At 40.8% G+C, this 11,946-nt stretch carries 10 protein-coding genes; 3 read left to right on the top strand and 7 right to left on the bottom strand.

Translation table 11 applies throughout. The annotated features are described in order from the left end of the window. Nucleotides 1-10: 10 nt before the first annotated feature. The 5 genes from FM107_RS12820 to FM107_RS12840 form a co-directional block, all read right to left on the bottom strand. Nucleotides 11-862: an ROK family protein gene (locus tag FM107_RS12820; protein WP_086948905.1), complete on the bottom strand. Its 852-nt coding sequence runs from the start codon at nt 860-862 to the stop codon at nt 11-13. Next, nucleotides 852-1,946, bottom strand: coding sequence for a chorismate synthase (gene aroC, locus FM107_RS12825; protein ID WP_086948906.1), 1,095 nt, complete (start codon nt 1,944-1,946; stop codon nt 852-854). Before aroC ends, FM107_RS12820 begins: the two co-directional genes overlap by 11 nt. A 77-nt stretch (nt 1,947-2,023) precedes the next feature. Next, the gene (gene aroA / locus FM107_RS12830) at nt 2,024-3,271 is read right to left on the bottom strand and encodes a 3-phosphoshikimate 1-carboxyvinyltransferase (RefSeq protein ID WP_086948907.1); all 1,248 of its coding nucleotides are present in this window, start codon (nt 3,269-3,271) and stop codon (nt 2,024-2,026) included. Further along, a complete protein-coding gene (locus FM107_RS12835) occupies nt 3,271-4,377 on the bottom strand; it encodes a chorismate mutase (RefSeq protein WP_086948908.1) in 1,107 nt (368 codons plus the stop codon). Before FM107_RS12835 ends, aroA begins: the two co-directional genes overlap by 1 nt. Before the next feature lie 33 nt (nt 4,378-4,410). Continuing rightward, the gene (locus FM107_RS12840; RefSeq protein ID WP_086948909.1) at nt 4,411-5,235 is read right to left on the bottom strand and encodes a prephenate dehydratase; all 825 of its coding nucleotides are present in this window, start codon (nt 5,233-5,235) and stop codon (nt 4,411-4,413) included. Between the two features lie 653 nt (nt 5,236-5,888). Here FM107_RS12840 and FM107_RS12845 point away from each other — a divergent pair. The 3 genes from FM107_RS12845 to FM107_RS12855 are packed head-to-tail and all read left to right on the top strand — an operon-like array spanning nt 5,889 to nt 8,211. Further along, the gene (locus FM107_RS12845) at nt 5,889-6,746 is read left to right on the top strand and encodes a DMT family transporter (protein ID WP_086948952.1); all 858 of its coding nucleotides are present in this window, start codon (nt 5,889-5,891) and stop codon (nt 6,744-6,746) included. Beyond that, entirely contained in the window at nt 6,743-7,360 is a 618-nt protein-coding gene (locus FM107_RS12850) for a YigZ family protein (protein ID WP_086948910.1), read from the top strand. The genes FM107_RS12845 and FM107_RS12850 overlap by 4 nt, the downstream gene beginning before the upstream one ends. Next, a complete protein-coding gene (locus FM107_RS12855) occupies nt 7,357-8,211 on the top strand; it encodes a nucleoside phosphorylase (RefSeq protein ID WP_086948911.1) in 855 nt (284 codons plus the stop codon). The genes FM107_RS12850 and FM107_RS12855 overlap by 4 nt, the downstream gene beginning before the upstream one ends. Before the next feature lie 488 nt (nt 8,212-8,699). On the opposite strand, the gene rodA is transcribed toward FM107_RS12855, so the two are convergent. Further along, nucleotides 8,700-9,971 carry a rod shape-determining protein RodA gene (gene rodA, locus FM107_RS12860; RefSeq protein ID WP_086948912.1) on the bottom strand — a complete coding sequence of 424 codons (1,272 nt, stop codon included), beginning with the start codon at nt 9,969-9,971 and terminating at the stop codon, nt 8,700-8,702. Further along, nucleotides 9,964-11,931, bottom strand: coding sequence for a penicillin-binding protein 2 (gene mrdA / locus FM107_RS12865; RefSeq protein ID WP_086948913.1), 1,968 nt, complete (start codon nt 11,929-11,931; stop codon nt 9,964-9,966). The genes rodA and mrdA overlap by 8 nt, the downstream gene beginning before the upstream one ends. Between the last annotated feature and the right edge of the window lie 15 nt (nt 11,932-11,946).

Genomic DNA, 11,946 nt, shown 5'->3' on the forward strand with positions numbered 1-11,946 from the left:
TGCTTATAATTTAAATAAATAGTGAGGCTGCTCCTAATATTGCAGCCTTTTCTGCAAATTTTCCGACAAAGATCTTAAAGGGTGCAAATTTCTCGCTGTTGTATTTTGATATTATATCAAATGCTTGTGCGATGTTTCCTCCTAATATAAACGTTTCGCACTGATGAAGGGCTGAAAAATGGGTTAAGAAATCGCTAAAGGAAATACTATATTCGTCCATAAGAACTTCAAAAGCATCTGTCTGGCAATGTTTCTCTAGTATTTCTCGAAATCCATCTTCGCGATGACCCGTTAGCTCATAAAATCGCTGCGTGAACCACCGAGTGGCTAGGTACTCCTCAAATATACTCTCGCGGTAGGAGACGTTCCATAAGTCGGCGTCGAAAGCTTTTCCATTTTTTCGCCATACTGAAGATCCTAAACCCGTTCCCAACGTAATGCCTAATATCGCAGGCTTGTCTTCTAGTTTGGCGGCAAATACTTCACCCTGCAAGAAAGCGGCTGCATCATTGATGAAATTTACTTGTTTATTGTTGCCAAGTAGAGCTGTCAATTCTTCCCCTACATTAATTCGATACAGGGAATCGTATTTATCTTGACCATGCATCAATGAGATGCCATTTTCGTAGTCAAATGGTCCTGGGACCGCAATTCCAAGGCGTGAAACTGTTACCGAACTCTCACTTATCGATTGGCTAATTGTTTGTGCCCATATTTGTAAAATCGATTTAGCAGATTGCCCTGAATTTACGCGGCTTCTAGAGATAGTATGTTCTAAAATTTCCCACGTATTAATATCGACCACTGCACATGTGATATGCGTGCCCCCAATATCTGATGCGAGTACTAAATTATTCTCCATTGGTGTATGCTTTATAACGTAGGTAATGATCGGCTAAAACTAATGCAGTCATTGCCTCGACGATGATAACGGCACGCGAAACGACACAAGGATCGTGACGACCTTTGCCTGTGATTTTCGTGTTTTCCCCCGCGTTGTTTAATGTGTCTTGATCTTGCATTATTGTAGCGACAGGTTTGAAGGCAGTTCGAAAGGTGATGTCCATTCCGTTAGAAATGCCCCCTTGAATCCCACCAGAGAAATTGGTTAGCGTACGTACCTGATCGTCGTTCTTTACAAAAATGTCGTTGTGTTGTGAACCACGCATTTCCGATCCGTTAAAACCGGACCCATATTCAAATCCATGTACGGCATTTATACTTAGCATGGCTTTGCCTAGATCGGCATGTAATTTATCAAAAACCGGTTCACCTAAACCGACGGGGACACCACGAACAACTGTCGATATTTTGCCGCCAATAGTATCGCCACTTTTTCGAACCTGATCGATTAGTTCAATCATTTCTTTTGCAGTTGCGGGATCTGCGCAACGAACAATATTGTCTTCTCTAACTTCGAGCAAACGATTCAGGTCTTCTGTGTCTAAATTAGGTGCTTGCAAGCTACCGACGGCATCGACGTGCGCAAATATTTCTATTCCTTTGCTCGCTAAATACAACTTAGCAATTGCACCGGCGGCTACCCGTGCTGCTGTTTCTCGCGCGGAGGAACGGCCGCCACCGCGATAATCACGTATTCCATATTTTTGCTGGTAGGTATAATCAGCGTGGGAAGGGCGATATTTGTCTGCGATATGCGAGTAGTCTTTTGAACGCTGATCTTCATTTGGAATTAGAATAGCTATTGGAGTACCTGTGGTTTTACCTTCAAAAACCCCTGAAAGTATCTGTGCTTGATCACTCTCTTTGCGTTGCGTTGTGATTTTTGATTGCCCAGGTTTACGCTTATCCAATTCGGATTGGATAAAAGCTTCGTTGATCTTTATTTGCGCAGGGCAGCCGTCGATAATTACACCGATAGCTTTTCCATGAGATTCACCAAACGTACTTATTCGAAATAGGTTGCCAAACGAGTTTCCGGCCATAATTATTTTTAATATTCCGTAAATATATATGAAATCAGCAATAACAAAGAACGAATGACACTGATTTCTTGAAATTATTATTTAGTTTGAAACCCGTGGTCTTGCAAATGCTGCCAAAATTCAGGGTACGATTTCTCTACAACAAGCGGTTCGTTAATTATAACCTTGTCGAAAACGAGCGCTAAAGGGGCGAAAGCCATGGCCATCCGATGGTCTTCATAAGTGTCAATTGAAATTTGGGCTGGGTAATAAACGTCCTGTGTTTTTACGTGATACGTTTCCCCATCGGCAATAATTGTTGCGCCGAATTTTTCAATTTCATGTTTCAGGGCAGCGATACGATCTGTTTCTTTTATTTTTAACGTTTCCACACCTGTAATGGAGATATCTCGTTTGATTGCCGCGGCCAATGCAACAATTGTTTGAGCAAGATCAGGACATTCTTTGAAATCAAAAAGCTTTTGATCGCTTCCCCCGCTGACCTTGGAGATACGAAGTCCGTCTTCGTGGAAAGAACTTGCAACGCCAAAGTGTTTCATGATATTGACTATCGCAATATCACCTTGTAAGCTATGTGCCTTTAACCCCGGAAGGAGTATTGTCCCTTCCTTTGATAAGGCGACTATGGCATACCAGTATGATGCCGCGCTCCAGTCTGGTTCGACAAATATCGTTGCCGGTAGGAATTTTTGGGCTGGAATCTCAATAACGTTATCTGTCCAAGAATGCTTAATTCCGGCCTCGAGAAGCATGTTCAGCGTCATAGTCACATAAGGACGGGATGTGAGCTCTCCTTCGATGCGGAGTTGCAAGCCTTTTTTCAATGACGGGGCAATTAGTAATAGCGACGAAATATATTGGCTACTGATATTCCCTGGAATAGAAACTTTGTCGGCTGTTTGGACGAACCCGCCGTCGATTTTTATCGGCGGATAGTTTGTTTTTTTCTCATACTGGATGTTCGCTCCTAGTTCGCTCAACGCATCGACTAAAATACCAATTGGTCGTTCCTGCATTCGGTTTGTTCCTGTCAGTGTGAATTGTGCACTTCCCAACGTTAGGTATGACGTTAAAAAACGCATAGCAGTTCCCGCGGGGCCGATATTGATTGTTATCCGGTCATCGGAGTCGCTCGCGGCTTGCACCAGGGAATTTTGCATGATCACCGTATCGGCTGCATTAGAGAGGTTTTCGATCCGGACCACACCGCGGCTTAATGCTTGAATAATAAGGGCACGGTTGCTCTCCGATTTAGAACCAGTGAGTTGAACCGTTCCCTTAATTTGTGTGGTAGGATGAGAGAGAAGTCGTGTTTCTACGCTCATTATGCCTCCGCTACTGGCTTTACGTTCATTACTTCGTTTTGTTTACGAATTGATTCGTTATGTAATAGCTCAAGGTATTTTGTCGCGAACTCTTCACCAAGCGCGAGTGCTTTAGCTAGTTGAAGACGTTTTTCAACGATTTCATCCCAACGGTTTACTTGAAGAATTGTAACATTATTATCACGCTTGTATTCACCAATTTTTTCAGCGATTTTCATACGATCACCTATTTGCTTTAATATAGCATCGTCTAGTTTGTCTATTTGCTGGCGGAATTCCGATAGTCTGTCTTCAAAAGCAGGGTTATCAGATTCTGGACGACGTACTGATAGATTGTCTAATAACTCAGCTAGTGCAGCAGGAGTTACTTGTTGTTTAGCGTCGGTCCAAGCCACAGACGGATCGATATGTGATTCGATGATCAGGCCTTGCAGATCCATATCCATCGCTTTTTGTGCAATGTACGGAATCAGTTCACGGTTACCACAAATATGGCTAGGATCGTTGATGATCGGAAGTTCCGGGCAGGCTGATTTTAACTGGATCGCTAAATCCCACATTGGTTCGTTACGGAATGCTGTTTTTTCGAAAGAAGAGAACCCACGATGTATCGCGCCTAATTTTTTAATTCCCGCACCGTTAATACGTTCTAATGCCCCAATCCACAACGATAAGTCTGGGTTTACTGGGTTTTTAACTAATACAGGGACGTCAGCTCCGACAAGTGCATCCGCAATTTCTTGGACTGTAAACGGGTTAGCTGTTGAACGGGCGCCTATCCAAAGAATATCAACTCCAGCTGCCAATGCTTCCTTGACGTGTTTTGCTGTGGCAACCTCAATTGCGGTTAACAAGCCCGTTTCTTCTTTAGCGCGTTTCAACCAAGTTAGGCCAACGCTACCGATTCCTTCGAATTCACCTGGACGTGTACGTGGCTTCCAAATGCCAGCACGTAGAACATTTACCTTTCCAGTGTTTGCTAGAAGGTGAGCGGTAGATACAAGTTGTTCTTCCGTTTCGGCACTACACGGGCCTGAAATAATTAATGGCTTGTCACCTGTATCTATCCAAGATTTTAAAGGTGCGATGTCTAATGTATGTTTCATTTTTTTGTTTTTTTAGTGTTTGGGATATGATGGTTATGCTTTTTCGTTTTTAATATATTCCCCCATGATGCTAAAGTTCACCGTGTGTTTTAATACTTTGCGTATTGCTGCATCATAGTCGGACTGTTTTTTCCATTCCACGTCGACATAAAAGTCATATTCGTTGCGTCTTCCTACTACTGGCATGGATTGAATTTTACTAAGATTTACGTTTTGTTCAGCGAAACATTGTAATACGGTAGCGAGGGACCCTACCGAATTCCCGGTTTGGAATGAAAGAGATGCTTTATTGGCATTTTTTTGCTCGACCACGTCATTCTTAAGAATTAGAAAACGTGTAGCATTCTTTTTATTCGTCTCAATGCGGCTTTCTAAAACATTTAAGCCGTAGAGTTTTGCCGCAACAGAGCTAGCTATAGCCGCTGTATTGGTTAGTTTGTTGTCCGCGATGGTTTTCGCACAAGCAGCGGTATCCATTCCTTCTTTAATTGTCCAATCCGGATATTCACCTAGGAATTCATCACATTGACGAATCGCAATAGGGTGGGATTCCACAAATTTGATATCGGAAATTTTCACGCCGGGTAGCGCGATTAAATTTTGATGAATATTTAAATGTACTTCCCCAACAATATGGAAACGGAAATCACGTAACAAATTGTAGTTTGGAAGAATGCTTCCGGCAATCGAATTTTCAATAGCCATTACGACATAATCTGCTTTGCCCTGTTTTAACATGTCACACGTTTTTTTGAATGATTCACATTCAATCGTTTCAATTTCATCTCCGAAATATTTGAAAGCCGCTTCCTCATGAAAAGACGCTTTGACACCTTGTATTGCTATTCTTGTTTTCATCTTAAAATATCCTCCTAATTAAAAAGGTCCCGATTATACTTCGGGACCTTTTTACCTATTTCGTAAATACACACCGGCCCCGTTATTTATTCTTAAAATAAAAATAACTAAAGTAGAAGTATGTATCGCGTTTTGCCATGTCTCAAATTCTATGATCCAAAAGTACTCTTTATTATTAAATAACCAAAATATATTTTAATTTATTTTATAGAGTTTATTGCTGTTATATGGAGGTATTTTATCCTCTTTTTTAGGGTGTTTTTATGTGTTTTTTGTGTTGTATAAAATGAGATTGTTATTTTGGAGTAATGATGCTTTATTTGCATATTAATGGCTATTTATTGATTTTTACACTCTTTTTTTAATCATATATTGCTAATTTATATTGATTTTTTACATCATTTATTTGATTAAAATTGGTTGTAATTTTGCTTATTTATAGTGCTTTTTTTGTGTGTAAAATTGATGTATATATTATTGATTTTACTCGATGTTTTATGGCAAGTAATGTGGTTTTTTATATTAATTTACATGCATTCATCTGTTTATCAGTTAGTTGTAAAATACCGAGCATTTTTAGGTAATTATTATAAAGATTCGTAACATTGGGGCTGAAAAATAAAGTTCTACTAGATATTTATTGGTCATTGATTATGTTATATGTTCTTTTAAGCGTTATTTGTAGCGTTACTGTTTCCGTTATTATCAAGATAGCAAAAAAGAACGGGGCAAATTATTTGCATCTTATTGTTTGGAACTATCCGGTAGCTGCGCTAGCGACGGTTCTTTTTTTAAACCCCGGATCTACAAACGTGTCGCTCGCACTACTACCCTGGGGACTGTACATTGCTCTTGCAATACTTCTACCTGTAATTTTTCTTTGTATTGCTTATTCCATTCAGTATAGTGGGATTGTGAAAACAGAAATCGCACAAAGGTTGTCTTTGTTTTTACCGTTGATGGCTGCCTTTTTTATATTTCATGAAGAGATAAGCCTAGCAAAAATTATTGGAATCGGGGTGGGGGTGCTCGCAATCCTTTTAACGATCGGTTGGGGAAAAGGAAAAACGTCACTTGCGAACGGGAAGTGGGGCTATGCAATTGCTGTTTTTATTGGTATGGGGGTTATCGATATCTTATTCAAGAAAATAGCGACCTATACGAACGTGCCTTATGTCTTTTCTATGCTGGTGGTATTTATACTAGCAATGCTGGTTGCTTTTAGTTTGTTATTTTACAATATGTCAATCCGGAAGCAACATATTGATTATAAAGTAATACTATGGGGTATTCTTTTAGGAGGGTTTAATTTTGGGAATATTTTATTCTATATGAAAGCTCATGGCGCTTTATCTACGAGTCCGTCTGCGGTCTTTACCGGGATGAACATCGGCGTGATTTTGGTAGGCGCTATAGTTGGCGTATATATATTTAAGGAGCAGCTGTCTAAATACAACAAAATTGGGTTGTTGTTAGCCGTGTTATCTGTATTAATCATAGCGTTTTCGTGAGTTTGTTTGAAGACACATATGTCACCATTGAACAGCCTAGTGAAGGGCTGTTTAAAGACAAAGGAAGTAAGTTTATTGCTTATGCTTACCCTTTCAAAGGGGAGGAGTCGCTTAAAGAGATTCTTGGCAAGCTAAAGGCGCTTCATCCAAAAGCCAGACATCATTGCTGGGCTTACCGGGTTTCGCAAGATCGGAATGTGTTTCGAATAAATGACGATGGCGAACCCTCGGGTACTGCAGGGCGACCAATATTGAATGCATTATTGTCAAAGGATGTGACCGATATCATAGTGATTGTCGTTCGTTATTTTGGAGGGACATTACTGGGCGTTCCTGGATTGATTAATGCCTATAAGTCAGCGACTGTTGATGCCATCGATAATAGCTTTCTGGTGGAAAGAACTGTGAATGAAACAATTGTGATCCGATTCGATTATTTACAAATGAACAGTGTGATGCGCTTGGTTAAAGAGGAAAATTTAACTACCTTAAAGCAAGAATTTGACAATACCTGCTCGATAGAAATTGAGGTTCGAAAAATGCAAGTAAACTTCGTTATCGACAGGCTTGAAAAAATGGAAGGACTAACCTATTCTTTTGGAACGACATTATGATTGCAGACTCAGAATTAATATTAAATGCCGACGGAAGTATATATCATTTAAATTTATTGCCGGAGGATTTGGCACCGACGATAATCTTTGTAGGAGATCCCGATCGCGTGGAAATCGTATCTAAGCATTTCGATACAATTGAGATTCGAAAAGGGAAAAGAGAATTTATCACGCACACCGGGATGTTACGTAAAAAACGTATCTCGGTTATTTCAACCGGAATTGGTACGGACAATATTGATATCGTGTTTAATGAGATTGACGCATTAGCGAATATAGATTTTGCTACTCGTTCGTTGAAAAGAGACTTAACAAGTCTGGATATTATTCGAATAGGAACATCAGGTTCTATTCAGGGCGATATTAAAATGGGCACCATACTGGCGAGTGAATATGCAATCGGATTTGATGCGCTTATGCAATTTTATATTAAAAGCTACTCCCCACAGGAGCGGGAAATACAAGCAGCAATCCAACAAGAGTTTTCAAGCCTGTCGTTTAAGCCCTATGTGGGAAGCGCAAGCGAAAAATTACTTAATCAAATTGCTGGAGACCTTCCTAAAGGCATAACGATGACTGCTCCGGGTTTTTACGCACCCCAAGGGAGGTCCGTCCGTTCAGCGAATGTTTATCCTGATCTTATTCAACGTGTTAATGCATTTACGATTAATGGACGCTTAATTACCAATCTGGAAATGGAGACAGCTGGAATTTATGCACTGGCCAATATGTTTGGGCATCATGCACTTTCAATTAATGCGATTTTGGCAAGCAGAGTGAACGAAGACTTCTCGAGTAACCCCAAAAAAATCATTGATCAAACGATTCGTTACGTCCTGGATAGATTATAGAATGACCGTATCTTGAAATGCCTCTTTACCACCGCATAGTTCTGCCGGTGAATTTGTAAAATCTTTTCGGACAGGCATTAAGAAATTAAGAAAAGGCAGAATGAAATTGGCTTCCTATTTTTAGATGATTGTTGGAAATGAAAATTTGGACAACGCGTTATGGAAGTAACACGGCTCTAATTTGGAAGAGAAAATTTTCAGTATACGATGTCGCTAAAATATTTGATATAGACAAGATGTTAGAATTCGTTAAAACCGCTTCTACGTTGCACATTTAATACGGAACTAGGGAAAATGAGATGCGGAATAACGATGACTGCTGAAAGGCGGAAGAAAATCCCCTTTATATTGTAGATGGGGTCTGGAAACGTCAGTTTGAGTGACGCGTTAATGACGCAAATAAGCGTTTTCAAGCACCTTATTTCAATCCCATCGGGAAATATTATTGACCAAAATTTCACTATATATTGGACCGAGATCGATCGAGATTACCCGTTTAAACCTTTTCTACTAGAATCGAAGCGTAGTAGTATAAATAGAAGTATCGTAAAACTCCATAATGAGGATCCCCCGTAACTTATAAAAGGCAGCGGGATCCCAATTACAGGTACAATTCCAATAGTCATACCTATGTTTATAAAAAAGTGAAAGAAAAGTATTGACGCCACGCCGTAGGCGTAAATACGTGCGAATGCCGTTCGTTGCCGTTCGGCGATATTTATCAGCCGTATCAAAAGTGTCACGTATATGCTGATCAACACTAGACAGCCGACAAACCCCCATTCTTCACCGACGGTACAAAATATAAAATCCGTGCTTTGCTCAGGTACGAAGTTGTATTTTGTTTGTGTCCCCTGGAGGTAACCCTTTCCAAAAAGTTGACCTGAACCTATGGCAATTTTAGATTGGTTTAGGTTGTATCCCTGACCGCGTGGATCACTCATCTTGCCCAAGATAATATCGATTCGGTTACGTTGATGGGGTTGTAATATTTTTTCGTAAGCGAAATCTACCGATAATACATAAAGAGAACATGCGGCAAATAGGATACCTAGATTTATCAAATACTTCCGTTTTTTGCGTAAGTTATATGCGAACAGACCACAAATTAGTAATAAGATACAGATCAAAAGCCACTGATTAACCAATAGTGCCATGACAAATAGGAAGATTGCTAACCCTCCAAGCATTAATAGCCCATTTCCCACGTAGCCTTCACGATAAAACACGAATATAAGCGCGAAGAAAGCTAAAGCAGAACCCGTATCAGGTTGTAACATGACCAATGTAACTGGGAAAAGCACGATCAGCGTACTTATGAATAGTGTTTTTTTGTTGGGGTGTTTTTGCGTCTGATTACTCAGGTAAGATGCTAAAAGCAAGCAGGTTGCTAGCTTTCCAAATTCGGATGGTTGTAAGCGGAAGCTCCCAATAGCGATCCAAGCCTGATTTCCACCGACATTTCTACCGATTAGGAGTACTGCTATCAGCAGAAGTATGACGATAATATAAATTATTGGTGACGCCGAAATAAAGAATTTTGAGTCTATGATCAGGATACTGAAGCCAATGATGAGCGCCGTAAGTATATAAATAGATTGTTTTCCGTAGTTGGTCCCTAGGTTAAATAAACCAGGCTGCTCCGGATCGAATACAGCGGCGTGTATATTAAACCAACCTATTAAACATAATGAAAACCAAAGGATAACGGTGAACCAATCTATGCTGCCGAAGAAACTTTTTTCACCAATCTTATTCATATCTATTTCTTACCTGGCTATGGTGTACATAATATTCCTTTTTAGAACCCGGCATTTGTGCGCTCTTAGGCGGTGTTTTTAATGCGTCTTTTTTCTTTTCTACGCTATCTTTTTTTACGTCTTCTTTTTCCGGTTCGGGAAGGAAATGAGCATTGTAGATTCGATCTTGTACATACTTAGGCATTGTGATGGTGTCATTGATGTATTTTTCGACCATCATACTCGCTATCGGGCCAGCCCATACACCGCCGTATCCAGCATTTTCAACGAAAACGGCGATTGCGATTTTGGGATTCTCCCTTGGAGCGAAAGCGAAAAAAACCGCGTGGTGTTTACCGTGTGGATTTTGCGCGGTACCGGTTTTTCCACACATTTCAATACCGTTAATTCTTAGGCTATAGCCCGTACCACCGGGCATATTTACGACGCGACTCATCCCTTCGATCACGGGTTCGTAATATTTCGCATCCACTCCAGCGCTCATTTTTTCCGTGAACTCCTCTTTAATGATTTTTTTCTCGCCAATACCTTTCACCAGATGAGGGCGATAATAAAATCCACGGTTGGCAACAATCGCCATAACATTGGCCATTTGTAATGGTGTGATACCTAATTCTCCTTGACCAATTGACAGGGAAATATTATAGCTTGAACTCCATTTATCGCTACCAAAACGTTTCGTGTAAAAATCGGATGTTGGAACAAGTCCGGCACGTTCACCGGGTAAATCAATACCTAGCTTTACACCCAGACCGAATTTATGTAATCCTTCGCGCCATAGATCATACGCCTTTGGTCCAGACATTCCGCGGGAATCAATCATTTTAGCATATGTATGCCCATAATAGGTGTTACAGGAACGCTGGATCGACCGCACTAAATCAGTTGGTCCACATACGTGTGTGCAGCGCATGATCGCTCGTCCGCCTCTTCCGTAACGATAGCCACCAGGGCAGTTGAAAATGGTGTGTTCGTCAATGAGACCAGCCTGTTGCGCTGTCAGGGCGGATACCACTTTAAATACCGACCCCGGAGGGTATGATGCTTGAATAGGGCGAATAAACAAAGGACGGTTCTCGTCGTTTAAAAGTTTCATGTAATTATTCCCGCGCTCGCGGCCGACCATTAAATTTGGGTCATACGATGGTGCGCTTACAAAAGAAAGTATTTCTCCTGTAGAGGGTTCTATGGCTACGACCGATCCTGCTTTCCCGTTCATAAGTTTTTCGGCCAACACCTGCAAATCTTGATCAATGGTCGAAATTAACCCTTCACCCGAGACCGCTAAGGTGTCGTATTTACCTTCCATAAATATACCCTTAGGTCTATTTAACGCATCCACCATTTGGTTTTTCACCCCGCGCTGCCCACGTAGTAAGTCTTCGTATGAACGTTCTATTCCAGCGCCACCGATATAATCGCCGGGTCGATAAAATCCGCCAGAGCGCTCGATGTCTTTGTCATTAACCTCTTGTATGAAGCCTGAAAGTTGTGGCGCAATGCTATCGGGATAGCTACGAACCGTACGGTTTTGAACATAGAATCCGCGGAACTTATAAAGGTGTTCTTGAAGGCGGGCGTAAATACTGGCTGATAATTGTTTTTCGAAAATTGATGCACGGTATGGTGAATGTGTGCGTGCCTTATTCATTCTTGTTTCAAACCCGCTTTTGTCGATATCAATTATTTGACAAAGTAGTGCAGTGTCAATCTCTTTAGCCTCTCTGGGGGTAACCAAAAGGTCATAGACCGGTTCATTTTGAACAAGTACATTTCCATCCCTATCGTAAATCACCCCACGTGCAGGATATACGACTACTTTTCGCAGTACATTATTGTTCGCAGATAGGAGGTAGGAGTCATCGATAATCTGAATATAGAATAGCCGAATTACAATAATAGCTGCTATTGCTATAAAAATCCCTTGAATTACAAATTTGCGCGCGAAAAAACTATTCATTACCCAACCTATCCC

The sequence above is a fragment of the Sphingobacterium sp. JB170 genome, assembly GCF_900163865.1.
Taxonomy (GTDB): Bacteria; Bacteroidota; Bacteroidia; order Sphingobacteriales; family Sphingobacteriaceae; genus Sphingobacterium.

What these genes read in the sequence shown, in the direction of transcription:
- FM107_RS12820 (WP_086948905.1), bottom strand. Translation starts at nt 862, where the DNA reads ATGGAGAATAATTTAGTACTCGCATCAGATATTGGGGGCACGCATATC.
- aroC (WP_086948906.1), bottom strand. Translation starts at nt 1,946, where the DNA reads ATGGCCGGAAACTCGTTTGGCAACCTATTTCGAATAAGTACGTTTGGT.
- aroA (WP_086948907.1), bottom strand. Translation starts at nt 3,271, where the DNA reads ATGAGCGTAGAAACACGACTTCTCTCTCATCCTACCACACAAATTAAG.
- FM107_RS12835 (WP_086948908.1), bottom strand. Translation starts at nt 4,377, where the DNA reads ATGAAACATACATTAGACATCGCACCTTTAAAATCTTGGATAGATACA.
- FM107_RS12840 (WP_086948909.1), bottom strand. Translation starts at nt 5,235, where the DNA reads ATGAAAACAAGAATAGCAATACAAGGTGTCAAAGCGTCTTTTCATGAG.
- FM107_RS12845 (WP_086948952.1), top strand. Translation starts at nt 5,889, where the DNA reads ATGTTATATGTTCTTTTAAGCGTTATTTGTAGCGTTACTGTTTCCGTT.
- FM107_RS12855 (WP_086948911.1), top strand. Translation starts at nt 7,357, where the DNA reads ATGATTGCAGACTCAGAATTAATATTAAATGCCGACGGAAGTATATAT.
- rodA (WP_086948912.1), bottom strand. Translation starts at nt 9,971, where the DNA reads ATGAATAAGATTGGTGAAAAAAGTTTCTTCGGCAGCATAGATTGGTTC.
- mrdA (WP_086948913.1), bottom strand. Translation starts at nt 11,931, where the DNA reads ATGAATAGTTTTTTCGCGCGCAAATTTGTAATTCAAGGGATTTTTATA.